Annotated in this window: 20 protein-coding genes and 1 other RNA gene; 13 read left to right on the top strand and 8 right to left on the bottom strand. The window is 32.9% G+C overall.

Features of this window, described 5'->3' with window-relative positions:
• The first annotated feature begins 17 nt into the window (after positions 1-17).
• The gene (locus BXU01_RS08720) at positions 18-401 is read left to right on the top strand and encodes a methylglyoxal synthase (RefSeq protein ID WP_083692823.1); all 384 of its coding nucleotides are present in this window, start codon (positions 18-20) and stop codon (positions 399-401) included.
• Here BXU01_RS08720 and BXU01_RS08715 read toward each other — a convergent pair.
• The gene (locus BXU01_RS08715; protein ID WP_083692822.1) at positions 382-762 is read right to left on the bottom strand and encodes a RidA family protein; all 381 of its coding nucleotides are present in this window, start codon (positions 760-762) and stop codon (positions 382-384) included. The genes BXU01_RS08720 and BXU01_RS08715 overlap by 20 nt on opposite strands.
• 118 nt (positions 763-880) lie before the next feature.
• Positions 881-3,577 (bottom strand): putative LPS assembly protein LptD, encoded by a 2,697-nt coding sequence (locus BXU01_RS08710; RefSeq protein ID WP_369819541.1) that lies wholly within the window; start codon positions 3,575-3,577, stop codon positions 881-883.
• An 82-nt stretch (positions 3,578-3,659) separates the two neighbouring features.
• Here BXU01_RS08710 and BXU01_RS08705 point away from each other — a divergent pair, with 82 nt between their 5' ends.
• The 7 genes from BXU01_RS08705 to BXU01_RS08675 all read left to right on the top strand — a co-directional run bounded on the left by BXU01_RS08705 (position 3,660) and on the right by BXU01_RS08675 (position 11,615).
• Positions 3,660-4,787: an N-acetylmuramoyl-L-alanine amidase gene (locus tag BXU01_RS08705; RefSeq protein WP_083693275.1), complete on the top strand. Its 1,128-nt coding sequence runs from the start codon at positions 3,660-3,662 to the stop codon at positions 4,785-4,787.
• Positions 4,788-4,837: 50 nt separating this feature from the next.
• Complete coding sequence (locus tag BXU01_RS08700) at positions 4,838-5,803, top strand: MlaD family protein (protein WP_083692820.1); 966 nt, start codon at positions 4,838-4,840, stop codon at positions 5,801-5,803.
• A gap of 5 nt (positions 5,804-5,808) precedes the next feature.
• On the top strand, positions 5,809-7,143 hold the full coding sequence (locus tag BXU01_RS08695) for a (Fe-S)-binding protein (protein ID WP_083692819.1): 1,335 nt from the start codon (positions 5,809-5,811) through the stop codon (positions 7,141-7,143).
• 135 nt (positions 7,144-7,278) lie between these two features.
• Complete coding sequence (locus tag BXU01_RS08690; protein WP_083692818.1) at positions 7,279-8,070, top strand: (Fe-S)-binding protein; 792 nt, start codon at positions 7,279-7,281, stop codon at positions 8,068-8,070.
• 80 nt (positions 8,071-8,150) lie between these two features.
• On the top strand, positions 8,151-8,633 hold the full coding sequence (locus BXU01_RS08685) for an ABC transporter ATPase (RefSeq protein WP_083692817.1): 483 nt from the start codon (positions 8,151-8,153) through the stop codon (positions 8,631-8,633).
• A gap of 1,392 nt (positions 8,634-10,025) precedes the next feature.
• Complete coding sequence (gene bshA / locus BXU01_RS08680; RefSeq protein ID WP_083692816.1) at positions 10,026-11,162, top strand: N-acetyl-alpha-D-glucosaminyl L-malate synthase BshA; 1,137 nt, start codon at positions 10,026-10,028, stop codon at positions 11,160-11,162.
• Positions 11,163-11,186: 24 nt separating this feature from the next.
• Positions 11,187-11,615 carry a protease complex subunit PrcB family protein gene (locus tag BXU01_RS08675; protein WP_083692815.1) on the top strand — a complete coding sequence of 143 codons (429 nt, stop codon included), beginning with the start codon at positions 11,187-11,189 and terminating at the stop codon, positions 11,613-11,615.
• Between the two features lie 76 nt (positions 11,616-11,691).
• Here the strand turns inward: BXU01_RS08675 and BXU01_RS08670 are convergent, their stop codons facing one another.
• The gene (locus BXU01_RS08670) at positions 11,692-12,189 is read right to left on the bottom strand and encodes a hypothetical protein (protein ID WP_083692814.1); all 498 of its coding nucleotides are present in this window, start codon (positions 12,187-12,189) and stop codon (positions 11,692-11,694) included.
• A gap of 158 nt (positions 12,190-12,347) precedes the next feature.
• The gene (locus tag BXU01_RS08665; protein WP_083692813.1) at positions 12,348-13,172 is read right to left on the bottom strand and encodes a UDP-2,3-diacylglucosamine diphosphatase; all 825 of its coding nucleotides are present in this window, start codon (positions 13,170-13,172) and stop codon (positions 12,348-12,350) included.
• A gap of 188 nt (positions 13,173-13,360) precedes the next feature.
• Between BXU01_RS08665 and aroC the strand changes: the two genes are divergently transcribed.
• From aroC to BXU01_RS08650, 3 genes are all read left to right on the top strand, one after another.
• Positions 13,361-14,419 carry a chorismate synthase gene (aroC, locus tag BXU01_RS08660; protein ID WP_055096496.1) on the top strand — a complete coding sequence of 353 codons (1,059 nt, stop codon included), beginning with the start codon at positions 13,361-13,363 and terminating at the stop codon, positions 14,417-14,419.
• A gap of 52 nt (positions 14,420-14,471) precedes the next feature.
• Positions 14,472-15,752: a dicarboxylate/amino acid:cation symporter gene (locus BXU01_RS08655; protein WP_083692812.1), complete on the top strand. Its 1,281-nt coding sequence runs from the start codon at positions 14,472-14,474 to the stop codon at positions 15,750-15,752.
• Between the two features lie 135 nt (positions 15,753-15,887).
• Positions 15,888-18,074, top strand: coding sequence for a response regulator (locus tag BXU01_RS08650; protein ID WP_083692811.1), 2,187 nt, complete (start codon positions 15,888-15,890; stop codon positions 18,072-18,074).
• On the opposite strand, the gene BXU01_RS08645 is transcribed toward BXU01_RS08650, so the two are convergent.
• Positions 18,071-19,321 (bottom strand): DEAD/DEAH box helicase, encoded by a 1,251-nt coding sequence (locus tag BXU01_RS08645; RefSeq protein ID WP_083692810.1) that lies wholly within the window; start codon positions 19,319-19,321, stop codon positions 18,071-18,073. The two genes, BXU01_RS08650 and BXU01_RS08645, sit on opposite strands and share 4 nt — an antisense overlap.
• 133 nt (positions 19,322-19,454) lie before the next feature.
• Entirely contained in the window at positions 19,455-20,492 is a 1,038-nt protein-coding gene (locus BXU01_RS08640; RefSeq protein ID WP_083692809.1) for a formimidoylglutamase, read from the bottom strand.
• Between the two features lie 98 nt (positions 20,493-20,590).
• Here BXU01_RS08640 and BXU01_RS08635 point away from each other — a divergent pair, with 98 nt between their 5' ends.
• Entirely contained in the window at positions 20,591-21,469 is an 879-nt protein-coding gene (locus BXU01_RS08635; RefSeq protein ID WP_055096505.1) for a hypothetical protein, read from the top strand.
• Positions 21,470-21,749: 280 nt separating this feature from the next.
• On the opposite strand, the gene hutI is transcribed toward BXU01_RS08635, so the two are convergent.
• Positions 21,750-22,985, bottom strand: coding sequence for an imidazolonepropionase (gene hutI, locus BXU01_RS08630; RefSeq protein ID WP_083692808.1), 1,236 nt, complete (start codon positions 22,983-22,985; stop codon positions 21,750-21,752).
• A gap of 90 nt (positions 22,986-23,075) precedes the next feature.
• On the bottom strand, positions 23,076-24,128 hold the full coding sequence (locus tag BXU01_RS08625) for a glutaminyl-peptide cyclotransferase (protein ID WP_083692807.1): 1,053 nt from the start codon (positions 24,126-24,128) through the stop codon (positions 23,076-23,078).
• 88 nt (positions 24,129-24,216) lie between these two features.
• On the opposite strand from BXU01_RS08625, the gene ffs reads away from it, so the two are divergent.
• An RNA gene (gene ffs / locus BXU01_RS08620) (signal recognition particle sRNA small type) lies at positions 24,217-24,314 on the top strand.
• The last annotated feature ends 152 nt before the right edge of the window (positions 24,315-24,466 follow it).

Here is a 24,466-nt window from a genome sequence, read left to right as displayed (position 1 = left end):
AATTTATTGTTAAAATTATGAAAAAACATATAATTGCAATTATTGCACATGATAATAAAAAAGCAGATATGATCCAGTTTCTTATAAAAAACGGTATCACACTGAAAAATGAAAGAGTAAAACTTATTGCCACAGGATTATTAGGCAGGAATGCAGAAAAATCAGGATTTAAAGTAAAAAAAATGTTGCCTTGCAGTATGGGAGGTGATGCTCAGATTGCTTCAAAAGTAGCAGAAGGCAGTATTAATACGGTCTTTTTCTTTAAAGATCCTTTGGCAAGTCATGCTCATGAAGTTGATGTGAATATGCTGCTCAGGATTTGTGATGTTCATAATGTGCCGCTGGCGACTAACGAAGCAACGGCACAATTAGTATTGAATGCTATTGTACAGCAATTATAGAAATTTCTACATTTACGTTTTTTGGTAAACATGCAACTTGCACCGTTTCACGTGCCGGAGCTGTTTTTTCATTAAAATAAGAACCGTAAATAGTGTTTATTGCGGCAAAATTATTCATATCCATGATGAAGATAGTAGCTTTAACTACGTTTTCAAAAGTCATACCTGCAGCGTCTAAAATTGCTGCAATGTTTTCCATTACCTGCTTTGTTTCATCATTAATGTTTTCTGTAATAAGTTCTCCTGAAGCCGGGTTTATTGCAATCTGACCAGAAGCATAAAGTGTATTTCCTGATAATACAGCTTGATTATAAGGCCCGATTGGAGCTGGTGCTTTCTCTGTAAAAATGATCTTTTTCATAGTAATAGTTATTAAGATACTAAATTGAAGAATTATAGTTTAATCAGGTATTATGAAATTAAGATTAAATGTTTAAGCCTAATTTCACGATAACCAACATATGTTTTGAATGATAATGTTATCGGTTAGAAGTGCTTCGTTTGTTCCATTTGATGTCACTAAGCATTCCGGATTTAATTCCGATAAAGAAATTCCAGTTTGAGTTTACACCCAGTGGAGTCCAGTTAAAAGCCATTCTCCAGCTTAATAAATCCCTTTCGAAACGAAATTGGGTAAAAGTAACCCCTTTTTGAACAAAATCGTAACCGGTTGAAACTCCACCTTTCCATTTAGGAGTAATATCCATATTGGCTGAAATCATGATAGAATTACCGGTAATTTTGTTTTCACGATTGACATTTGAATACGTTAATGAATAAGCCATTGTCATATCCCACGGAATTTTAGAATTAAAAAATTCGGTTATAACATCTTTATCATCATCTTTTTCATTCGCAAATTGACTATTTCTGCTGTCATTTAAGTCCGTATTTGTTCCGAATAAATCATCTTTACGACCACCATTCCGTTCACTTTGCTTATTTTCCTCTTTTCCGGTTCCTTTGTTTGAGAACGAATAATTCAATGTAACGTTAGCGCTGGTCATTCTAAACAAACTTCCGCCATTATCAATATTGTAAGTGTTTATTCTGGCTCCGCCATTGTCGATAGCATATGGATCTAACGTAGCACCAAAATTGACATTCATTTTATTGTCAAAAAGCTGAGTTCCACCACTTACAAGTACTGGCTGCCAGGCTAAACTTTCTTTTCCGTCAGCATTAAAATTATAACTTGTACTGAAGTTTAAGTTGTTTAACAGCATTATTTTTTTAGGCTCTGTTTTTGTGCTGTCACTGTCCCTTACTTTAGCTTCAAAAGTATTGCTTAAAGCAAAAGATACAATGTTTGAATTGCTTTTTCCAGGAGCTCCAAAAATACCGCCATCAAATCTCGAATAAGTAGAGATTCTTCCGGTAGCGTCAACGGTATAATTGTTGTAATATTGATCGAAACTTGGTGTGTAAGAGTAAGTTACGGTTGGTCTCATGACGTGACGAATTGATTGGATTTTTTTGTCACTTCCAAAATTAAATGTACCGTAAATCGTAGTTCCTAAATTTGTGCTGAAATTATACGTTCTGTAAGCGTCAAAACCATTTACCGTTTTATCGATCACTTTACTTTGATCGTAATCGTAATTTTTATCTATAGTTTTGGTAACCCAGGTTTCCTGATAATTTGTAGATGCTCCGGCACTGAAATATTTAAATACTTTAAAATTGGTGCTGATAGGAATACTGTGCTGCATACCTATTTGTGCATCTCTAAACATCTGTGGCTTGAAAAACAAGGAATCTGTTGTGTTAAAATTGTTTTTACCACTCAGGTTATATTGTAAATTGATGTTTTTGATAAGTCCTTTTTTAACACCATCTTTTCCAACAAAAGGATATACACGATCAACACTGGCCTGTAAAGCCGGTAAAGTCATCTGAATTTGTTCTGTTTGTGTATTTTGTGAATGTGTCGCAGTCAATGAAAAACGTGCTTGTGGTATGGTATTAAAGGTTTTGTTGTAAGAGATCGATGAATTTAATGTGTTATTTAAATTTGATCCTACGTTTGCCTGATTAATAGATCTTTTAAAGTATTTACTACTACCCATATTTACAGAGGCAGAAAAACTTGAATTTGGATTCGATTTTGTGTCTTTTGCATGAGACCACTGGATATTGTAAATGCTTTGTTTGCTGTAATCAGGATAACCACGCTCACTATTGATCAGATTTTCAAAACGTACATTAATATTTCCTCTGTATTTATAGCGTTCTGCATAAGCTGATTCAAAACGCATGGCGTAACTACCATTTGTATAGTAATCTCCTAAAACGGTCAGATCATAATTTTCGCTTAAAGCAAAATAATACCCCATGTTCTGCAAGGAGAAACCTCTGGTATTAGAATCGTTATAACTTGGTATAATAATACCCGAAACACTTTTTTCCTGACTCATAGGGAAATAAGCAAAAGGTAAAGCCAGTGGAGTAGGAACATCAGCAATTACCATATTAGTTAAACCGGTAATTACTTTTTTACCCGGAATAAACTTTACTTTATTAGTCTGGAAATAATATTCAGGATTATCGATGTCTTGTGAAGTCGTAAAGCGCGCCCCTTTTAAGAAATAAACCGAATCGTTCTCTTTTTTAGTAACTGCAGCTTTAATTTTAAATTCTCCTTGTTCAGTTCTCGAATTATAAATTAATGCCTTTTTAGTTTTAAAATTAAAACGAATAGAATCAGGCTGAACTTCGCTGGCGCCTTGTTTAAAGTTAGGATATTGTACTAAAACGCCCGCAGAATCTTTAATTCTTCCTGCATAAACTTCATCTTTTTCAGTATTAAGTACAATAATACCTGATTTTAGCTCAACATCTTTATAGTATAATTCCGCTTCATTATATAAAGTTAGCGTATTTGTTTTCTTGTCGTACTTTGCGTAATCTTTGGCTTTGTATTTTGTTGGAGCATCAAGAAAAGTCTTTTTTGCCCTAACAGTATCAAGTTTTATAGTGTCTTTTACTGTAATTTCAGGCTTATCTGATTGTTTTACAGTTGATAATGGCTTTTTTTTGTTTTTTATCTCTTGCGAATATAAATTACCACATCCTAATGTTAGGAAAAATGATAATAAAACGATATTAAATAAGTTTGTATGCAAAGGTTTAAATGCTATTTTTGTAAAATTATGGCTTGTTTTTTGACATGTCAAACTTACATATAATTTTTTGTCAAAAATAATCAATTGTAAAAATTATAGCTGTTACGTTTTATTAAAATTAACTTTTACATTTATGAATAGATTTAACACAATTAAAGTAATATTTACTTTTTTTCTAACGATATTGTCTTTTTCTGCCTATAGCCAATCAAATGTTTTTAAGGTAACACTTGATGCGGGACATGGTGATCATGACTTTGGAGCTGTTTATAGCGGGCGGATTGAAAAAAATATTGCTTTGGCTATTGTTTTAAAAGTCGGGAAAATATTAGAAGCCAGTCCAAACGTAAATGTAATTTATACGCGTAAAACAGATGTTTTTATCGATTTGGTCGAAAGAGCCAATATTGCGAACAGGGCAAATTCAAATATTTTCGTTTCTATTCACTGTAATGCCAATAAAAATACAGCTGCAGATGGAACAGAGACTTATGTAATGGGTTTAAGTAAATTGGCATCGAATCTTGAGGCTGCAAAAAAAGAGAACTCCGTTATTACCTTAGAGAAAGATTATAAACGTAAATATGAAGGTTATGATCCTAACTCTCCTGAATCTATGATCGGATTGACCCTAATGCAGGAAGAATATCAGGATAACAGTATATCATTAGCGAGTAAAATTGAAGATAATTTTGAAAAACTAGGAAAAAAACTAAGACAAGGAGGCGTAAAGCAAGCACCTTTTATGGTACTTCATAAAGCGTATATGCCAAGAGTTTTAGTAGAAACCGGCTTTGTTTCTAATCCAACAGAAGGCAATATTTTAAATTCAGAAGAAGGACAGGATGATATTGCAAAAGCGATTGCAGAAGCTATTTTAAGTTATAAAAGAGAATATTTTGGGTCAGGTAATACCGAAATGATAGAAGCAAGACCTGCAAAAGATACTTCGACACCAACTAAAACAAAGGTTGTAGAAAGTGCTGCAGCTGCGAAGAATGCTCCAAAAGGAATTTTCTTTAAAGTACAGCTTATTGCCAGTATTAAAAAAACGCCGCTGGAACCTAAAAACTTTAAAGGTTTGAAAAATGTAACAATGTTGTATGAAAACAACATTTACAAATATTTCTATCAGGAAACTTCAAATTATGAAACTGCTAAAAAATATTTGGAAGAAGCTAAGGATAAAGGATATGGAGCCGCTTTTTTAATTGCAAACAAAGACGGAGAAAAGATCAGTATTCAGGACGCCATTAAATAATAGCCACAAGTTCGAATATTTATATTAATTTTGTACAAACACTAAGAATTTTGAAACTAACAAGAGAAATTAAAACGGCTATTTTAGTCATCGCGTCAATCTTATTATTTATTTGGGGCTACAGTTTTTTAAAAGGCAAAGACCTTTTTACAAATTACAAGACATTATATGTTGAATATGATAATGTTGAGGATTTGTCAGCATCAGCACCCGTTACCATAAATGGACTCTCAATTGGTAAAGTAAGTAAAATTACAATTAACGAAATAACAGGTAAACTATTAGTTGAACTTCAATTAAAAACAGATTTTCCTATTTCAAAAACAAGTAAAGCTGCTTTGTATTCACCAAGCTTAATTGGAGGAAAACAAATTAAGATTTTACCTAATCTGGCAGATAAAGATCCGGCTGTTGAAGGACAGACTTTAGAATCTGCAGTAGAATTAGGATTAACGGAATCTCTGGGAGGTAAAATTGAGCCTATTCAGCAAAAATTAGATTTAATGCTTCTTAATATTAATACTCTGGTTGCAGGGTTAAATAATGTTTTGGACAAACAAGGACAGGAAAATCTAAAAAAATCATTGGCAGAATTGAGCCAGACTATGGAGCAATTTCATAGAGCTTCAGGAAGTTTAAACTCAATTTTAGATACAAACAAAGGTCAGATTAACGGAGTGGTGACAAACTTTAATAAAATGTCAAACAACTTCAATAAAATATCTGATTCCTTAAACAAAGCCGATTTAGGAAAAACAGTTAGAAATCTAAACCAGACTTTAGCTAAAGTAGATGGTATAATGAGTAACTTAAATTCAGGAAAAGGTACTGCAGGAAAATTATTAAACGATGATGCTTTGTATAATAATTTGTCTAAAACTTCAAAAGAGTTAGAATTATTATTGCAGGATGTTCGTTTATATCCAACACGTTATGTAAATGTTTCTCTTTTTGGAAAGAAAAACAAGCCATATGTAGCACCAACAGAAGATGCAAATTCAACTACTAAAAATTAATTAGAATGAGTTATTTAGATAATATTTTATTCGCTATCCTTCTTATAGTTGGTTTCGGTTTTTTTGCAACGAGCGTAAAAAAAATAATCCGAAACATTAATTTGGGAGTAGATGTAAATCGAAAAGATAATTCTAAAGCACGTTGGAAAAACATGGCAATGATTGCTCTTGGGCAATCTAAGATGGTAAAACGTCCTGTAGCTGGAGTGTTGCATATCGTTGTTTACCTGGGTTTTATAATCATTAATATAGAATTACTCGAAATCATCATTGATGGTTTATTTGGTACACACAGGGTTTTTGCTTTTCTGGGAACTGCTTATGATGTACTGATAGGTTCTTTTGAAATATTGGCGCTTTTAGTTCTGGTTGCTGTATCCGTATTCTGGATCAGAAGAAATATTATTCGTTTAAAGCGTTTTATTAATCCTGATTTAAAAGGATTTCCTAAAAGTGATGCCAATTACATCTTGTATTTTGAGATGGTATTAATGACATTGTTTTTATTGATGAATGCATCTGATTTGCATTTGCAAAATGTTCCGGGAGGATTCTCGCATTTTCATAAAGCAGGAAGTTTTCCTGTAAGTCAGTTTATTGCACCAATCTTTAACGGAATGTCTAATGAATTGGTAATGTTGTTGTCTGAAGTATTCTGGTGGTTGCATATTGCAGGTATTCTTGTTTTCATGAACTATTTATACTTCTCAAAACACTTACATATTTTATTGGCTTTCCCAAATACTTATTTTGCAAACTTAAATCCGGAAGGACAGTTTGATAACCTTGAATCAGTTACAAAAGAGGTAAAGCTAATGATGGATCCAAATGCAGATCCTTTTGCGGCTGCTCCGGTAGACGAAAATGCTGCACCAAGTAAATTTGGAGCTAGTGATGTTCAGGATTTAAACTGGGTTCAGTTGTTAAACGCTTATACTTGTACAGAATGTGGACGTTGTACATCATCATGTCCGGCAAATCAAACGGGTAAAAAATTGTCTCCTCGTAAAATTATGATGGACACAAGAGATCGTTTGCAGGAAGTAGGAAAAAATATTGATGTCAATAAAGGCGTTTTTGTTCCGGATAATAAAACATTACTAAACGATTATATTACTCCGGAAGAATTATGGGCATGTACATCATGTAACGCCTGTGTAGAAGAATGTCCGGTAAATATTAGTCCATTATCTATTATTATGGATATGCGTCGTTATTTAGTAATGGAACAAAGTGCTGCGCCAATGTCATTGAATGCTATGATGACAAATATTGAAAATAATGGTGCGCCTTGGCAATACAATCAGCAGGATAGACTGAATTGGAAAAACGAGAACTAAAATAGTTTAAGTAGTTATTTATTTAACCATTTAATCAATTCATAAAATAAATTTCAGTGTTAATGTTAGTGAAATGGTTATTTCAAGAGAGCGATTAACCAAATTAACAATTAACCGATTTAACAACAAAAGAAGATGTCAGAAAGTTTAGTAGTACCAACAATGGCAGAAATGCTGGCCGAAGGAAAACAACCAGAAGTTTTGTTTTGGGTAGGTTGTGCAGGAAGTTTTGATGATAGAGCAAAGAAAATTACAAAGGCATTTGTGCGAATCTTAAATCGTACGAATGTTTCTTTTGCGGTTCTTGGTACTGAGGAGAGTTGTACTGGAGATCCTGCAAAACGTGCCGGAAATGAATTTTTGTTTCAGATGCAGGCCATGATGAATATCGAGGTTTTGAATGCTTATGAAGCTAAAAAAATCGTTACGGCTTGTCCGCATTGTTTTAATACTTTAAAAAACGAATATCCTGAATTGGGTGGTCAATATGATGTAATTCATCATACAGAGTTTTTGAAGTCCTTAATAGATGACGGAAGACTTACTGTTGAAGGTGGTCAGTTTAAAGGAAAGAAAATTACTTTTCACGATCCTTGTTATTTAGGAAGAGCCAATAAGATTTATGAAGCACCAAGGGATTTAATCGAAAAACTTGATGTAGAATTAGTCGAAATGAAACGTTCTAAAGCAAATGGTTTATGTTGCGGAGCGGGAGGGGCACAAATGTTTAAAGATGCTGAACCGGGAAACAAAGAAGTAAACGTATTGCGTACAGAAGATGCTTTAGCAGTTCAGCCTGATATTATTGCTGCGGGTTGTCCGTTTTGCAATACTATGCTAACGGATGGTATTAAACATCAGGAAAAAGAAGGACAAGTAAAAGTGATGGATATAGCAGAGTTAATTGCTAATGCACAGGATTTGTAAATAAGGTTTTGAGATGTTAAGGTTCTAAGTTTTTTCAACTTGAAACCTGAAACAAAAAATACTAAAAGAAAAAATTAAAAATGTATATACCTTTTGAAGATTTACCGGGTGAATCCAAAATTTGGATTTATCAATCAAACAGAAAATTTTCTGAGGAAGAATTTTCTGAAATAGAAACTGACCTGAAAGCTTTTGTTGAAGGTTGGGCAGCACATGGAACAAGTTTAGAAGCTTCATATGAACTAAAATACAACCGATTTATTATTTTGGCTGTAAATCAGGATGTGCAAGCTGCGACTGGTTGTTCTATTGATAGTTCAGTGGAATTTATCCAGAGTTTAGAGAAAAAATATAATGTTGATTTGTTAGATAAAATGAACGTTACTTTTAAACTTGGTGAACATATTGCACATAAACCATTAATCGATTTCAAGAAAATGGTGAAAGATAAATCGGTTTCTGAGAATACGATTGTCTTTAATAATTTGGTAAACAATATCGAAGAATACAATGAATCCTGGGAAGTTCCTGCTGCCGATAGCTGGCATAGCAGATTTTTCTAAGAGAAACTATAATATATTTAAAAAGGCATGAAACTTAGTTTTGTGCCTTTTTTTTGTTTTAAGAAATATCACATTTACTAGTTAAACCCGACAGGTTTTAAAAACCTGTCGGGTTTGTATTGGTTAAGAGATTTTTGATTGAATACTAGTTGTTTTTGAATTTTTATTTGCTGCGAAAACTCCATCGGAGCTGAATATTTATAGCAATTATGTAATCATTATTGCAAGCTCCGGAGGAGGGACATATATTGTTTAAAAATATGCCGCTCCTCCGGAGCTTTTTGTGTATGAAATAAATTGTGCTATAAATATTCAGCTCCGCTGGAGCATTTTTTTATTATTTAATCCTTAGCTTAAGGACATTGCCCGAAGTTTGAGACAAAACCGATTGGGTTTCATGCACAATCTTAGTTAAACCCGACAGGTTTTAAAAACCTGTCGGGTTTGTATTAGTTAAGAGATTTTTGATTTAATACGAGTTTTTTATGCATTTTATTTGCTGCGAAAGCTCCATCGGAGCTGAATATTTATAGCAATTATGTAACCATTATTTCAAGCTCCGGAGGAGCAACATCTATTGTTTAAAAATATGCCGCTCCTCCGGAGCTTTTTGTGTATGAAATAAATTGTGCTATAAATATTCAGCTCTGCTGGAGCATTTTTTTATTATTTAATACTTAACTTTAGGACATTGCCCGGAGTTTGAGACAAAACCGATTGGGTTTCATGCGCAATCTTAGTTAAACCCGACAGGTTTTAAAAACCTGTCGGGTTTGTATTAGTTAAGAGATTTTGATTGAATACTAGTTATTTTCGAATTTTTATTTGCTGCGAAAGCTCTATCGGAGCTGAATATTTATAGCAATTATGTAACGATTATTTCAAGCTCCAGAGGAGCGACATATATTGTTGAAAAATATGCCACTCCTCCGGAGCTTTTTGTGTATGAAATAAATTGTGCTATAAATATTCAGCTCCGCTGGAGCATTTTTTTATTATTTAATACTTAGCTTAAGGAGATTGCCCGAAGTTTGAGACAAAGCTGATTGGGTTTCGTGTACAATCTTTGACAAAGCTGTTAAGAAAAGTTCTTCAAAAAACGAAAAACAGCTATTCTAGCCCCGATGGAAGTGGTATCCTTTTTCTTGCTTCTTTAGCAAGGAAAAGATATAACGTACAGCGGGACAAGTGGTTTTTTGAATGAAATTTTTCTGCTGCAAATAAAAATTATAACGCAAAGCCTTGTGAATTTGCTGAGGATAAAAACGAGAATAGTGATATAAAGGCCTAACAATCTAATACTGTGATAAATCTAATATTCACAAAAATCTAACAATCGAAATCTTCGAATAACGCTATTTTTGAGTACTTTCGTAGTATTAAATTTAATACATGAAAATAGCAATAGTTTGTTATCCAACATTTGGTGGTAGTGGTGTAGTTGCAACAGAACTAGGCCTTGAATTAGCCAGACGCGGACACGAAATCCACTTTATTACTTATAGTCAGCCAGTTAGATTGGCACTTTTAAATCCTAATGTTCATTATCACGAAGTAAACGTTCCTGAATATCCTCTTTTTCATTATCAGCCTTATGAATTGGCTTTGTCAAGCAAACTGGTCGATATGGTTAAGTTGTATAAAATAGAAGTTCTTCATGTGCATTATGCTATTCCTCACGCTTATGCGGGGTATATGGCAAAGCAAATGCTAAAGAATGAAGGAATTAATCTTCCGATGATTACAACACTTCACGGAACTGATATTACGCTGGTTGGAAATCATCCGTTTTATAAACCGGCAGTGACTTTTAGTATCAACAAATCTGATTATGTAACCTCAGTTTCGCAGAGTTTGAAAGATGATACTTTGAAATTATTCAAGATTAAGAATAAAATTAAGGTGATTCCGAATTTTATCGAATTGGATAAGATGAGAAAAGATCCGCAACAGCCTTGTCACCGATATGTGATGGCGAAGGAAAATGAGCGTATCATAACGCATATCAGTAACTTTAGAAAGGTAAAACGTATTCCGGATATTATCAAGATTTTCTATAATATCCAGAAAGAAATGCCTGCAAAATTAATGATGGTGGGTGATGGTCCTGAAAAAGAAAAGGCGGAAGCTTTATGCATGGAATTAGGAATCTATGACAAAGTAATTTTCTTTGGAAATAGTAATGAAATTGATAAAATTTTATGTCTTACGGATTTGTTTTTACTGCCATCAGAAACTGAAAGTTTTGGTTTGGCAGCTTTAGAAGCAATGGCTTGTGGGGTTCCTGTAATTTCGAGTAATTCAGGAGGTTTACCGGAAGTTAATTTTGATGGTATTTCAGGATATTTGAGTAATGTTGGAAATGTTGAAGAAATGGCTGCAAATGCAATTAGAATTTTGAAAGATGATAAAACCCTGAGCGAATTTAAAGCTAATGCTTTAGAGGTGGCGAAGAAATTTGATATTCAAAATATATTGCCTAAGTACGAAGCTTTGTATCAAAAAGCAATAGACGATTATAAAGAGTAAGACATAATTTAAAAATACGCGTAAATGAAAAAAGTAATTTCGGTTTTATTAGTTTTTGTTTTGATTTCTTGTGGAGCAAAAAAAACATCAGATTCAGGTTCTAAAGTTTTGTATGAAGTCTTGACGGAACAATCTGATGGAGGTGGAAATATTAAATTTTTTGAGATTTTGACAGAACCTAATGAAATCAAAATGTTAGAAAACGATCCGCTTTTGGCATCTAAAATGAAACATGATGATATTAGTAATTCTAATTATGTTATTTTAAACATGGGTGAGAAAAATACTGGAGGTTATTCTATTGGGGTTGAAAAAGTAGAAGAAACAGACAAGAATATTATCATCACGGTTAAAGAAATAAATCCTGCTCCTGATGCTATGGTGATGCAGGTTATCACGTATCCTTATACAGTTGTAAAAATACATTCTAAAAAAGAAATTATTATTAAGTAGTTATAGTAATAAAAACAAAAAAAACCTGTCGCAGTTAAACGACAGGTTTTCTTTTACAATTATTTTTTATTTTTATTTAGAATCTAAATTTAACGCCTAAACCAACGTCAAATCCAAAATTGTCATCATCATAATACCCAGAACCAATTTCCGGTCTTGCATCTAATGATAATGTAATTGGCGCTTCGCTAAATCTGTATTCTATACCGATGTCTCCAGCTGCAAACACATAAGTTCCGCTGTCGTTGTATTTAAAATTGTTTGAATAGTAATCATGATCCCAGGCAGCAATACCACCACCAACACCAGCATACCAGTTAAAACCTCCGTCGATGTTCCAAACCCATTGGTAAAGAGCAACACCTTTTATAGCGTCTACATCGCTGCTGTTTCTCCAGCCTAAATCAAATTCAAGTCTGTTTTTTTGGTTTAATCCTAGTTGATATGATACTTCTCCTCCAAATCCGTTATTGTCTCCTAAACGCAATCCTAAAGCGTTTTTAGAAATTTCTTGTGATTGAGCCGTAAACGCTAATCCTAATAGCATAATGGCTGATAAAATAATCTTCTTCATAAAAATGGTTATTAATTTTTTCAAATGTACTGTGACGTGTAATTTTCAAACGTATATTATTATTGAAAATTGTTATATAATTCACATTTTGAAACTAACTAATACCATTTTAAAGACCTGTTTTTTCTTAATAAATCAAGGCCTGGCCTATTGAGAAGTTATTTTTTAAGAATAATAGACGAAATTAATTGAGAGCTTAAAATATCTTCCATTTCAAAAAGATTTTCTTCTTCGGTGAAATTGCTTTCAGCGTATGAATATAATTTCCATCGTTTTTTATGGTATTCTAATGCTGTAAGATTTTCGACCCAGTCGCCGGAATTTAAATACAAGGTAGAACCGTGTTTGTTTTCTTTAGTAATAATTTTTGGTTCATGAATATGTCCGCATATTACATAATCGTAATTTTTTTCGATTGCTAAATCTGTAGCTGTAGTTTCAAAATCAGAGATAAATTTCACTGCTTTTTTTACGCTTGCTTTTATTTTTTTAGAAAAAGAGTACGGTTCACGTCCTAATTTTGCCAAACACCAATTTGCGAAACGATTCGTCAGAATTAGATAATCATAGCCTAAACCGCCCAGTTTTGCGATCCATTTTGAATGTTGTACCGAAGCATCAAAAACGTCTCCGTGAAAAATCCAGGCTTTTTTATTGTCCAGTTCTAAAACTAATTTATCGACTAAAGAAAAATTTCCCATGTTCATATCGCTGAACTTTCTAAGAATTTCATCATGGTTTCCAGTAATATAATACACTTTTGTACCTTTTGAAGCCATCCCAATAATGCGTTGAATCACTCTTAAATGTGCTTTTGGAAAGTATGATTTGCGAAATTGCCAGGCATCAATTATATCTCCGTTTAAAACGAGTGTTTTGGGTTTAATGCTTGATAAGTAGTTGTTTAGTTCTTTCGCGTGACTTCCGTAAGTTCCTAAATGGACATCTGAAAGAATAACCAGTTCGACATTTCGTTTTTTCAATTTTTCTTTTTTTGAAGTTTAACAAATAAAAGAAACTTTGGTAAGATATATTTTATCAAAAGGTTATCAATTTGGGTACAATTTTAATAAATTGTGATTTTTAAACTGCTTAACCTTTAGTTAATAATACTAATTTTAAATTTTTTAATTTAATTCATAAAACTTACATTTGCTCAAAACAAATTACAATGGCAGGAAATAGCTACGGCACCCTATATAAAGTAACAACATTTGGAGAATCTCATGGTGAAGCTTTAGGCGGAATTATAGATGGTTGTCCATCAGGAATTGAACTTGATTTAGAAGCAATTGAACTTGAAATGTCCCGCAGAAAACCAGGACAGTCAGCAATTGTAACACAACGTAAAGAACCGGATGCAGTTCAGTTTTTATCCGGAATTTTTGAAGGTAAAACTACCGGAACCCCAATAGGTTTTATTATCCCGAACACCAATCAAAAATCTGATGATTACTCGCATATAAAAGATAATTACAGACCAAGTCATGCTGATTATGTATACGACCAGAAATATGGTTTTCGTGATTATCGTGGTGGCGGAAGAAGCTCAGCGAGAGAAACTGCCAGCAGAGTAGTTGCCGGTGCAATTGCAAAGCAAATGTTACCTGAAATTAAAATTAATGCTTATGTTTCATCTGTTGGACCAATTCATTTAGATACACCATATCAGGATTTGGATTTTTCTAAAATAGAAAGTAATCCTGTTCGTTGCCCTGATGAAAAATCAGCTGCGATTATGGAAGAATATATTCGTGATATCCGTAAGCAGGGAGATACTGTTGGAGGTATTGTTTCATGTGTGATCCAGAATGTTCCGGTTGGTTTAGGCGAACCAGTTTTTGATAAATTACATGCTGAATTAGGTAAAGCAATGCTTTCTATAAATGCAGTAAAAGGTTTTGAATATGGCAGCGGATTTTCAGGTTCTGAAATGAAAGGAAGCGAACACAATGATTTATACAATCCTGACGGAACTACGAAAACAAATCTTTCAGGAGGAATCCAGGGAGGAATAAGCAACGGAATGGATATTTATTTCAGAGTTGCTTTTAAACCTGTTGCGACTATTATGCAAACCCAGGATTCGTTAGATAATAAAGGGAATATTACACCAATGACCGGAAAAGGTCGTCATGATCCGTGTGTGGTTCCTCGTGCTGTGCCTATTGTTGAGGCGATGGCAGCAATTGTTTTGGCTGATTTTTATTTGATCAACAAAACATATTAATAAAAGTTAAGACAGTGAGGGTCTTAGTATTTTAATCTAAAAAAACAAATTAATGCAAGTTACAGAAACTAAAAAAAAATCATTTCTTAAAGGGTTAACAGGGCAAATTATAATTGCAATGGTGCTTGGTGCAACTCTTGGAATTATTATTCATAATTCAATTTCAGAGGAGGCAGCATTATCGTTCAGTAATAAAATAAAAATGCTTGCCACGATCTTTATCAGATTAGTGCAAATGATTATTGCTCCTTTAGTATTTACCACTTTAGTAGTTGGAATTGCAAAATTAGGAGATATAAAAACAGTTGGAAGAGTTGGAGGAAAAGCTCTTGGATGGTTTTTTACAGCTTCGTTTATATCATTATTAATAGGATTGTTTTATGTGAATATTTTACAACCAGGAGTAGGTTTAAAATTAGATCATGTCGATATGGCTGCTGCATCTGAGGTTACGGCAAAAACAAAAATATTATCTGTTGAAAATTTTGTAGAACATATTGTTCCTAAAAGTATATTTGAAGCAATGGCAACCAATGAAATTTTACAAATTGTAATTTTTTCTATCTTTTTTGGTTTAGCGGCAGCTTCATTAGGAACTACAGTAAAACCAATTATAAATGCTTTTGATAAAGCTTCGCATATTGTTTTAAAAATGGTAAACTATGTAATGAACTTTGCTCCAATTGGAGTTTTTGGGGCTATTGCAGGAGTATTTGCCATTAGAGATGCCGAAGAATTAATAATTACCTATTTTAAGTTTTTCGGATCATTTTTAGTCGGGATCAGTACGTTATGGGTAGTTTTGATTGCGGTGGGTTATATTTTCCTTAAAGGAAGAATGACGGAGTTATTAAAACGTATTGTTGGGCCATTGGCAATCGCTTTTGGAACCACAAGCAGTGAAGCAGTTTTTCCTAAATTAACAGAAGAATTAGAAGATTTTGGTGTTAAGGACAAAATTGTAGCATTTATGCTGCCATTGGGTTACTCGTTTAACCTTGACGGAAGTATGATGTACATGACTTTTGCCAGTATTTTTATTGCTCAGTTTTATGGCGTTCATTTAGATTTAGGAACACAAATGGCCATGCTTTTGGTTTTAATGCTTACCAGTAAAGGTATTGCAGGTGTGCCAAGAGCAAGTTTGGTTATTGTTGCGGCTACTTGCGGAATGTTTAAGATTCCTGTAGAAGGTATTGCATTAATCCTGCCTATTGACCACTTTTGTGATATGTTCAGAAGTGCTACTAACGTTTTAGGAAATGCATTGGCGACATCTGTTGTTGGAAAATGGGAAGATGATAAAGACTTAGGAGAGAATTCTATAGACTAAATATATCTTATTTTTTCGTTAGAAAAACCCCGGAATATTTAGTAAAATTTAAATAAATAAAGAAAAGCTGTATTTTTATATGAAATACAGCTTTTTTTTATTTTTAAGTGTATATTTGATAAAATTAGCCTATTTATGCCCCAAATACGGATTTTTTTATCGCTCTTTTTATTCCTGAATTGTTTTGACAATTCGGCAATTGCGCAGTCAGATTCTATGCCTGAAGATAAAATTGCAAAACTTGTTAAACAAGCCTGGAATGATTATAAGGATTCTAATTTCGAAAAATCATTAATTACTTCACGAATAGCCCTCAATTACGCTACAGCTTCAAAGAATGATTATCTAATAGCAAAATCATACAAGATTATTGCCGGTAATTATAGTGAATTATCAGAGTTTGATAAAGCTATTTTCTTTTACAATAAAGGAGTATATTATGCTAATAAAACACAAAATGATTCTATTAAATACAGCCTTCATAATAACCTGGGGAATATTTATTGTTTCGAAAAAAAACAATTTAATAAAGGAATCAATTATTATAAAAAGTCTATAGCTTATAGTTTAAAAATTAATGATATGAGCCAGGTTTATTTTACAAACGTAAATATAGCGTGGGCTTATTTTGATATTGGTAAATTTAAAGAGGGATATCCTTATCTGAAATTTGTTGGCAATAATGTCGAAAAATATGGTGATGAATCGACCGAAATTATTGTGAATATGCTGAACGGAATGTATTCCGATTATCTGAATGATAATGAATCAGCAAATGCATTTTTTTTGAAAGCGATAAAGACAAGGAAAAATAACGAAGAGAAATCAGATCTTTCTTATGCTCATTTAGAATACTCAAAATTTTTGATCAAAATCAAGAATTACAAAGAAGCATACGAAAACCTGGCTGCATATAATAAAATTACGGCAGAATTATACAATGAAGAAAAGCTAAAGAAAGCATCTATTGCCGGATTTAATCTGGAATTAGACGAATATAAAAGGCAAATAGATAAAATCGAGAATGAAAAAGACTCCCAATATCAAAGTCTGAAAAAATCCAGAATTATTGTCATTTTGTTTGTACTGATTTCTTTGATTCTTCTTTTTCTGATTATTACTCTGGTCAAAAACATCAGATTTAAGAAAAAACATAATTTAGAGCTTTTAAAAGCAAAAGAAATTGCTGAAGAAGCCTCTTTGCTCAAAACTCAATTTATTTCGACTATAAGCCACGAATTGCGTACTCCGTTATATGGCGTCGTAGGTATTACAAATATGCTGCTTGAAGAACATAAAGAATTGTCAAGAAGCCAGCATTTGAGTTCACTGAAATTTTCAGCCAGATATTTGTTGTCGCTGGTAAATGATATTCTTCAAATTAATAAAATTGAAGAAAATAAAGTAGTGCTGGAAAACTTGACTTTTAATATTTCGGATGAAATTACAATGATCAAAAATTCCCTTTCTTTTTTATCTCAAAAGAATAATAATAAAATTACAGTGTCAATCGATCCGCATATACCAGAATATCTAATTGGAGATAAATTAAGGTTAGCACAGATTTTAATGAATTTAGTGAGCAATGCCTTGAAATTTACTAAAGATGGCGAAGTAGAAATTATAGTACAATTAAATAGAATAGAAGAAAAAATATATTTTCTGGATTTTCTTATAAGAGATAATGGCGTTGGAATTGCAATTGTTGATCAGGGTAAAATTTTTGAAAAGTTCGTTCAGGTGGGCAGAAAAGATGAAGATTATCAGGGAACGGGATTAGGCTTGAGTATTGTAAAAAGATTGTTAGGTCTTTTTGGAAGTACCATTAGCTTAAAAAGTGATATTGGCGAGGGAACTTCTTTTTCGTTTATAATTCCTTTCGAGCATGATCCTGAAAAAACCAAAAATATTATAGCTGAGATCGAGGTAGACTTAACATCAAGTGATGTTTATAAAATACTGATTGTAGAGGATAATCTGATCAATCAGCTGGTAACAAAAAAAATCATCGAAAAGAACAATTATATCTGTAAAGTAGTTGATGATGGTTTTGCTGCTTTGGAAATTCTCGAAAAAGAAAATTTTGATCTTATTTTAATGGATATCAATATGCCTTTGATGAATGGGTTTGAAACCACGAAACGAATTCGTCTAAAAGATATAAAAACACCAATTGTAGCTTTGACCGCTTTTGATAAAGACGAAATTACAGATGAGGCAATTTCATCCGGAATAAATGATATTATCATTAAACCTTTTGAACCTGTTAAGCTGTTTAAAATTATAAGTTACTTAATACATGAAGCAAAAAACGTTGGTTAGTACCAACGTTTTTTGTTTTGCTTAGAAGCATTTGATTTTCTTGATTTGTGAGCTCCTCCGCTTCGGTTTGAGTTTTTAGGTTTCTCTTCCGTTGCTTCAGGACTTCCTGCATGCCATTGATAAGGATGGTCTGTAATGGTTTTTACATCTACTTTTATCAATTTCTGAATGTCTTTCCAGTAAGGATGTTCATCTTTGCTGCAAAATGAAATTGCGATTCCGCCATTTCCTGCGCGACCTGTTCGTCCAATTCTGTGTACGTAGGTTTCCGGTATATTTGGTAAATCAAAATTGATTACAAATGGCAGCTGATCAATATCTATTCCTCTTGCTGCGATATCTGTTGCGACAAGAACGCCAACTTCTTTGTTCTTAAAAGCATCTAAAACACGTTGTCTTGCATTTTGTGATTTATCACCGTGAATTGCTTCAGCAGGAATATCTTTTTTACGCAATGCTTTTACAACATTATCAGCTCCGTGTTTGGTTCTGGAGAAAACCAATACGTTTGATAATTCTTCGTTTTTTATAAGATGATATAATAAATTTCTTTTTTCTGTTTTCTCAACAAAATAAACACGTTGCTCAACGTTTTCTGCAGTTGATGAAACCGGAGAAACTTCGACCTTTGCAGGATCCTGCAAAAACATTTCGGCTAATTCGCGAATTGCAATTGGCATTGTTGCAGAGAATAATAATGTCTGACGGTTTTTAGGAGTTAGTTTTACGATCTTTTTTACATCGTTTATAAATCCCATGTCCAGCATTTGATCTGCTTCATCTAAAACTAAAGTATGCAAGTGATCCAGATCAAGAAAACCTTGTTTTTGTAAATCAAGTAATCTTCCCGGTGTTGCTACTAAAATGTCAACTCCGTTTTTCAACGTGTCTACTTGTGGGTTTTGCGAAACTCCGCCAAAAATTGTCAATTGGGTTAAGTTGGTGTACTTTGCATAAGTATCAAAACTTTGTCCAATTTGAACGGCTAGTTCACGTGTTGGAGTAACTATTAAGGCACGAATTACTTTGGCTTTTTTTGATGAACCTACAATTCGGTGTAATTGATGTATGATTGGGATTGCAAATGCAGCAGTTTTTCCTGTACCTGTCTGGGCACAACCAATTAAATCCCTTCCTGCTAAAACAATCGGAATAGATTGTTCCTGAATAGGAGTGGGGTTTAGGTAGCCTTCTTCAAATACGGCTTTTTGTATACTTTTTGAAAGGGATAAATCTTCGAATAACATATCTTAGGTATTAAGAATTTAGTTTTAATTACTAAAATTCTGTGCAAAGATAGGTTTATTCGACCAATCGTTTATTTGATTCTTGTTTTATTTGGCAAATGAGCTAATTTTCAGCTGTTCAACTTTCGATAAATTATTCTTTTTCATTATTGGCCTTGATAAAATCAGTAACTAAATAACCAATTAATTTACCTATTAAATTGTTGTTAGGAGAATCGGCTAAATCTGGCGCTCCTTCACAAATGTGTAAATAGGCAGCATTTCTGTTTTGCCCGAAAAAGGACACGAACTGGCGCAATTCTTCGACTGAAAATCCGCTGATAGTCATGGCGCTGCTTGCGATATTTGGAATTGCATCCAGGTCAATTTCAATACCAAAAGAATCTGTTTTTATAAATTCCAGAGCCAAAGCCATTTCTCTGTCAAAGTCTTTTTCTTTACGAATATTTACACTGTCGTAAGTATTGTACCGAACGCGGTCTTCTAATTTTTTGATAATATCCAGAACACTTTTAGACGTGTAGTTCTCGTGTAAACCAAAGATGAAGTATTTTTTCAGGAACCCTTCTTCATAAGCATAAGAAAAACCGTTTCCGCTATGGCGGCCTTCCAAAATTCTAAAATCAGAATGGGCATCAAAATTTATGGCATTTATAGGTTTTCCTTTGGCTAAAGCCGATCCTTTTATGTTTCCATAAGCATTATTATGACCTCCGCCAATTATAATTGGTGTTTTGCCTGCTTTTATGATATTAAAAATAATATGTGAAACTTCTTTGTCAATTTTTTCAACAAGCTGACTTAATTTTGATCGGTCATCAATATCATTAAAATCAAGATTTTCGACATCACGCATTTCTTCTGAAACATTAATTTGTCCTAAAACAATAATCTGACTTCCTTTAGAAAAACGATTGTGCTGAATGTTGGCAATACTTTTTATGGCACTTTCCCATGCTGATGCTGCACCGGGTCTTCCGTAATTTGCGCGCACACCAATATCTTCCGGAATTCCCAGCAGTACATATTTAGCTTCACTTTCTTTTAAAAAGGTTATTTTATCAACTCCTTTAGGAATGATAATCATCTTTTCGCCAAACTTTATTTCACCGCTTCGATGATTTGTGACTTTTGCTAAATCATTAATAGTAAAAGGGATTAATTTCTCCATGAAAAAAATTTATTTTCCAAAAATAATATAATTGTATTAACTTACGTTATTACCTTATATTAATTCTTAAATTTGTTTTAAAGAAAATTTTTTTAAATATGGAAAACCCAAAGAACAACAACTCAAGTCTAAAAGCGGTAATCGCAGTTTTAGCAGTCCTACTTATTGGTAGCTTAGTGTATATTTTTAAATTATCGTCTGATACTGATACAGTTAAGACTGAACTTACAACCACAATGACAGAGAAAGATTCTGTTATGAAAGATTTGCAAGAGTTAAAAGCGACTTATGATGCTGCAATTGCTGAAAATACTTCTATGTCTGATGAATTGATTCAGGAAAGAGATAAAGTAGTAGCTTTGATGGATGATTTGAATAAATCGAAAGGTGATGTATCTAAATACAGATCACAAGTTCAGGCAATGCAAGGTAAAATGAAGACTTTAGTTGCTGAAAACGATGAATTGAAAAAGCAAAACGGTACTTTAACAGTTCAAAGAGATAGTACAATTGTAGTTTTAGGAGAGTCTAAAAAGTATAATGAAGTATTAGTTGGTCAAAACGAAGAATTGGCTAAAACTGTTGAAAAAGGAGCTAAATTATCAGTTCTGAATACTAAAACTGCTGCTTATAAATTAAAAAGCTCAGGAAAACAAATTGAAACAGATAAAGCAAGCCGTGCTGATGTTTTGAAAGTTAGTTTTACAATTGCTGAAAACCAAATTGCTAAATCAGGAGACAAAACCTATTATGTACAGGTTATCGATTCTAAAAACAATGTTTTAGGCGAAAAGAAAACAGAAAGTTTTGGTGATAATACTTTAACTTACAGTTTTAAAACAACTGTTAAATATGAAAATAAAACAGTAAATGTGAGCGAAGATTTACCAGGTAAAGATTTTGCTAAAGGTGCTTACTTTATCAATGTTTTTGATAATGACGAATTAGTTTCTAAAACTAGTTTTAACTTAAGATAACACCAAGTCGCTTAGGCAACAATACCACTAAAATATTAAAGGTCTGTGAAGTTTTTCACAGACCTTTTTTTATGGAAATCATATTAAAGAACTTTGTTGATTAGTTAAAAAGGGATTTAACACATAGAAACATAGTTTTAGATGTGTGTAAGAATGTAAAAAAGAAAACTAGTTGCTTTACACATAACTCTATGTTTGTTAATACCAATGAAACGCCTTTGATAGCTTTACAAAATCTATGATTCTATGTATTGAAAAGGAATTAAAATTATAATTCATTTTATAGAATTTCACCTTCGACAAAAACACTTTCGATTAAATTGCTGCCAAATGCGTATGGAATTTGATAATAAGATGAAATTGGTTTTGTGAGGATCAGGTTGGCCTTTTTACCTTTGGTAATACTTCCGTGGGTTTCTGAGATTCCCATTGCATAAGCGCCATTTATAGTTGCTGCATTTATGGCTTCCTCAGGAGTCATTTTCATTTTGATACAAGCTGTTGCAACGACAAAATTCATGTTTCCGGATGGAGTAGAACCTGGATTGAAATCTGTTGCTAATGCTAACGGAAGTCCTGCTTTTATCATCTCACGGGCTGGAGTATACGGAATACTTAAAAAATAAGAACATGAAGGTAATGCTACAGGCATTGTTTCTGTGTTTTTTAAAGCTTCAATATCTTCCGGTTTCATAATTTCGAGATGATCGACAGAAAGAGCTTTGTATTTAATTCCGGCTTGTATTCCTCCAATAGAATTAAACTGATTCACGTGAATTTTTGGTTTTAAACCCGATGCTATTCCTGCTTGCATAATTTTTTCGGTTTCTTCCACAGAAAAATATCCGGTTTCGCAAAATACGTCAACGTAGTCTGCTAGATTATTTTGAGCAATTTCAGGAATCATTTGGTTTATGATTTCGTCTATATAACCGTTTTTGTTGTCTTTATAATGTAGCGGAAAAGCATGTGCGCCAAGAAAAGTAGCTTTTATAGTAATTGGATAATTCTGAGCCAGTTTTTTTATCACACGAAGCATTTTCATCTCGCCTTCGATTGTTAATCCGTAACCGGATTTTATTTCTACAGCTCCGGTTCCTAAATGCATGACTTCTTCTAGACGAACTTTAGATTGCTCATAGATTTCATCTTCTGAGGTTTCATTGAGTTTTTTAGCTGAGTTTAATATTCCGCCACCGCGGTTGGCAATTTCCTCATATGAAAATCCGTTGATTCTGTCTACAAATTCCTGTTCGCGATTGCCAGCATATACAATGTGTGTATGACTGTCACACCAGGATGGTAAAACAATTTTTCCAGTTGCGTCGATAATCTTGTCGGCTTTGATTTCAGGAAGATTTTCCATCGAACCAAAATCATGAATCAAATTGTCTTTTAAAATTAAAAAAGCATTTTTTATAGTAGGAAGAATAGCCATTTCAGCACCTGAAACCTTAGAAACAGAAGTTTCCCGAACCTGAAGTAATTCTTCTATGTTTGTAATTAATGTTGTCATTATTGATATTGTTATAAAACACAAATTTCACAAATTATCACGAACTGATCCGTGAAATCTGTGAAATTCGTGTTTTTATTTTTTTGTATTTTATTCTGAAACTGTAATTTCGAACATTTTGCTCCAGTTTTTACCGGTTACAAAAATGGTCTTCGTTTTTGGGTTATAAGCAATTCCGTTTAAAACATCATCAGTTGTAATATCATTCATAGATTTACGCAGGTCTGAGAGATTTAAAATTCCTTCAACAGCTCCATTTGCCGGGTTTACAACAGCAATAGCATCTTTAAACCAAACATTTGTATAGATTTTTCCGTTTATCCATTCCAGCTCATTGATAGATTTAATTTTTGAAGATCCTGAATAAACATTAATATAGTCTACCATTTTTTGGGTTTCAGGATCTACTTTCCAGATTTTTTCAGTTCCGTCAGTTTGATAAATATATTTCCCATCATTTGTCATTCCCCAGCCTTCAATTTCTTTTTCAAAATCAAAGGTTTTTTCCAGTTTTAATGTTTTTGCATTATAGATAAAGCCTTTTTTATTTTTATAAGTCAGTTGAAATAATTTGCCATTTATAAAGGTGATTCCTTCTCCAAAATATTGTTTATCAAGATCAATTTGCTTGAAAATTTTTCCTGTTTTGTAATCATATTTTTTTATGAATGAAGCGCCTTCTTGTCCGGTACTTTCGTATAAAGTATCATTGTAAAATTCAAAACCTTCCGTAAAAGATTTTTTATCGTGAGCATATGTATTGACTACTTTATATTTTAATAATTTTGGTTCAATATTCGAAACTAATTCGATTCGCTTGGTAGCATCAGATGAATCAGATCCAAAATAAACGGTTGCTTTTATATACTGATATCCTAATCTTTGATCTTTTAATGCAAAATTAAATTTTTGAGCACCTTTTATGCTTCCCACTTTTTTATCGTTAACGAAGTACACAATGCTGTCGATTTCTTTCGAATTTGGGTTTAAAATTCCGATAGAAACTGCTTTTTCTTGTGTAAAATGTGCCGGAAAAGCAGAATCATCGATAGTAAACAAAGAATTTTCACCTTTTTTTGTGTCTCCACATCCAATTAATGTGATTCCTAATAAAATGACAGTTAGGAAGTTATATTTTTTCATAGTTTAAAATTTGAATAAGCCAATATACGACGATATTTTTATAGCAACAAAGGTCTTGCAAAAATATAAAAAGATTGTATATTTGCACCGGCAAGTCCTACACGACCAGCTCCTGCAGACTCCCCCAGGATGGGAACATAGCAAGGGTACGTGGTTGAGCGGTGCGATGTAGGTCGCTTGCCATTTTTTTTATTTTTTAGAATTTATACAAATGAGTCTTCCTTTATGGAGGATTTTTTTATTTTTGGCTGGTTTTAAAATAATAATGCATATTGGTTTAAAATATATAGGTGTGTTAAGGTTTTAAAATGATTACTAACCATAAATAAATGAAAAAT

The organism is [Flexibacter] sp. ATCC 35103 (assembly GCF_001975985.1).
Lineage (GTDB): Bacteria > Bacteroidota > Bacteroidia > Flavobacteriales > Flavobacteriaceae > Flavobacterium.
The sequence above is the reverse complement of the archived record's forward strand: the minus strand, read 5'-3'. Positions and strand labels throughout refer to the sequence as shown.

Excerpts from the sequence above, each read along its gene's own strand:
- BXU01_RS08650 (WP_083692811.1), top strand. The coding sequence starts at position 15,888 with ATGCCCCAAATACGGATTTTTTTATCGCTCTTTTTATTCCTGAATTGT.
- bshA (WP_083692816.1), top strand. The coding sequence starts at position 10,026 with ATGAAAATAGCAATAGTTTGTTATCCAACATTTGGTGGTAGTGGTGTA.
- BXU01_RS08715 (WP_083692822.1), bottom strand. The coding sequence starts at position 762 with ATGAAAAAGATCATTTTTACAGAGAAAGCACCAGCTCCAATCGGGCCT.
- BXU01_RS08695 (WP_083692819.1), top strand. The coding sequence starts at position 5,809 with ATGAGTTATTTAGATAATATTTTATTCGCTATCCTTCTTATAGTTGGT.
- BXU01_RS08640 (WP_083692809.1), bottom strand. The coding sequence starts at position 20,492 with ATGGAGAAATTAATCCCTTTTACTATTAATGATTTAGCAAAAGTCACA.
- BXU01_RS08690 (WP_083692818.1), top strand. The coding sequence starts at position 7,279 with ATGTCAGAAAGTTTAGTAGTACCAACAATGGCAGAAATGCTGGCCGAA.
- BXU01_RS08655 (WP_083692812.1), top strand. The coding sequence starts at position 14,472 with ATGCAAGTTACAGAAACTAAAAAAAAATCATTTCTTAAAGGGTTAACA.
- BXU01_RS08670 (WP_083692814.1), bottom strand. The coding sequence starts at position 12,189 with ATGAAGAAGATTATTTTATCAGCCATTATGCTATTAGGATTAGCGTTT.
- BXU01_RS08645 (WP_083692810.1), bottom strand. The coding sequence starts at position 19,321 with ATGTTATTCGAAGATTTATCCCTTTCAAAAAGTATACAAAAAGCCGTA.
- hutI (WP_083692808.1), bottom strand. The coding sequence starts at position 22,985 with ATGACAACATTAATTACAAACATAGAAGAATTACTTCAGGTTCGGGAA.
- BXU01_RS08685 (WP_083692817.1), top strand. The coding sequence starts at position 8,151 with ATGTATATACCTTTTGAAGATTTACCGGGTGAATCCAAAATTTGGATT.
- BXU01_RS08635 (WP_055096505.1), top strand. The coding sequence starts at position 20,591 with ATGGAAAACCCAAAGAACAACAACTCAAGTCTAAAAGCGGTAATCGCA.
- BXU01_RS08720 (WP_083692823.1), top strand. The coding sequence starts at position 18 with ATGAAAAAACATATAATTGCAATTATTGCACATGATAATAAAAAAGCA.
- BXU01_RS08675 (WP_083692815.1), top strand. The coding sequence starts at position 11,187 with ATGAAAAAAGTAATTTCGGTTTTATTAGTTTTTGTTTTGATTTCTTGT.
- BXU01_RS08625 (WP_083692807.1), bottom strand. The coding sequence starts at position 24,128 with ATGAAAAAATATAACTTCCTAACTGTCATTTTATTAGGAATCACATTA.
- BXU01_RS08705 (WP_083693275.1), top strand. The coding sequence starts at position 3,660 with ATGAATAGATTTAACACAATTAAAGTAATATTTACTTTTTTTCTAACG.
- aroC (WP_055096496.1), top strand. The coding sequence starts at position 13,361 with ATGGCAGGAAATAGCTACGGCACCCTATATAAAGTAACAACATTTGGA.